Genomic DNA, 2,057 nt, shown 5'->3' on the forward strand with positions numbered 1-2,057 from the left:
TTTAAGATAATGTATATAGTTATATATAATCTTAAATATTTAAATTAATAATAATTTTTTATATTAAATTTAAATAATCTTTATATAATTATACCACTTTAGCTAGATAATTATTATAAAAGGCTGAAATCTATTTTTATGAAGATCCCAGCCCTAAATTAAATGTCTTTAATTAAATTTATATATCTTCGCCTCTTGTTTCTATTATATGCTTATACCAATAGAAAGAGGCTTTTTTCTTTCTAGCTAAATCATTTTTATGATCTACATATATAAAACCATATTGCTTTTTATATCCATTTAACCAACTTAATAAGTCAATAACTGACCATGCATAATATCCTTTTAAGTTTATTCCTTCTTCAATTGCATTTTTAACAGCTTTTAAATGAGTTTCAATAAACTTAATTCTAGGTATGTCAACAATTTCATCTTCTATTATAGGATCTTCATCACCTAATCCATTTTCTGTTATATATATTTTTATATCTCCATATCTACCCTTTAGCATTCTTAATCCCTCTAAAAATGCTTCAGGTGATATCTCCCATCCCCATTTTGTGTACTTTTTATCATTCATTTTAACAGTTCTATAAAAACCATCAAATGAAGGATTACCTGGTGCTCCTGTTGAGTTTTCTCTATTTCTCTCAACTTCTTCATCCATATTGTTTTTCATTACCCTTTGAGGTTGATAATAATTAAGTCCTATAAAATCATTTTTATCTGAAGCTCTCTTTATTATTTGAAGTTCTTCATCTGTCCAATCAATTTTAATTCCTTTTTGCTCAATGATATCTACAACATATTTAGGATATTCACCTTTTAATATTGGATCATAATACCAATTTGTATCAATTTCATTTGCATGCTTAGCTGCAATTATATTTTCTTCTTTATTATCTATACTAAATGCAGGAGAAAATACATGTGTAATACCTATTTCACCATATTGTTTTAATGATTTATATAGTTCAATTGATTTAGCATGAGCTAAAAATACATTATGAGTGGCTTGGAAATATTTATTTAAATCACCTACTATTGCTGGCGGATGTGCTCCTGCTAAATATCCTAGTCCACAAAATACTACTGTTTCATTGAATGTAATCCAATGTTTAACTCTATCTCCAAAGGCTTTATAACAAACTTCTGAATAATTTAAGAATGCGTCTATTGTTTCTTTATTTATCCATCCACCTTTTTCTTCTAAAACTTGAGGCATATCCCAATGATATAATGTTACAAATGGAACTATTCCATAACTTAAACATTCATTTATTATATTGTTATAGAATTCTATTCCTTTTTGATTTACTTCTCCTACACCATTTGGTATTATTCTAGGCCATGAAATTGAAAATCTATATGATTCTAATCCCATCTCCGCCATTAATTTTATATCTTCTTTATATCTATGATAATGATCTATCGCAATATCACCATTAGTTCCTTCAAAAGTTTTCCCTGGTATCTTAGAAAATACATCCCAATTAGAAATTCCTTTTCCATCCTCATTCCAGGCACCTTCTACTTGATATGATGCAGATGCTGCTCCAAATAAAAAATCCTTTGCAAACTTCATTTATATTTCCTCCAATTCATAAAAATAAGCTTAATTTATTTCAATTTGTTACTTTACATAAAGTGTATAATAAAGTGCTGTTCCATACTTTGATTTTGTTTTAAATTGTGTTTTTAAATATGATTCTAATTCTTTTGCTGTTAAACTTGTTTCAGCTGAATAAATTATTTTTATTCTATTTTTATCATCACTTACTGTAAGCTTAACTTTATCATCCTCATAATTATCAAAAAATTCTCTTATAAATTTCATTTGAACTCCATTTATTTCTACATTATACATAACTTATCCCCCTACGATTTTTTAATTCTTTAATATAATTTTACAATACTTTTTAATTTAAAGCCTATTTTTATGAATTAATAAAACAAATATCACATTTTATAATTTGTTTTATTTTTGTAACAAATCGTTATCATAATTATATCAATAATCTTTAGGAAAATATATTATTTATTATTAAAAAGTATAT

The 2,057-nt window shown here is 25.5% G+C and carries 2 protein-coding genes; both read right to left on the reverse strand.

Annotated elements, in window-relative coordinates; translation table 11 throughout:
• Positions 1 to 178: 178 nt before the first annotated feature.
• Complete coding sequence (locus A500_RS03870) at positions 179 to 1,585, reverse strand: GH1 family beta-glucosidase (RefSeq protein WP_016206282.1); 1,407 nt, start codon at positions 1,583 to 1,585, stop codon at positions 179 to 181.
• A gap of 48 nt (positions 1,586 to 1,633) precedes the next feature.
• Positions 1,634 to 1,867, reverse strand: coding sequence for a hypothetical protein (locus A500_RS03875; RefSeq protein ID WP_016206283.1), 234 nt, complete (start codon positions 1,865 to 1,867; stop codon positions 1,634 to 1,636).
• Positions 1,868 to 2,057 lie beyond the last annotated feature (190 nt).

The organism is Clostridium sartagoforme AAU1 (genome assembly GCF_000401215.1).
In the GTDB taxonomy this organism is placed as follows: domain Bacteria; phylum Bacillota; class Clostridia; order Clostridiales; family Clostridiaceae; genus Clostridium; species Clostridium sartagoforme.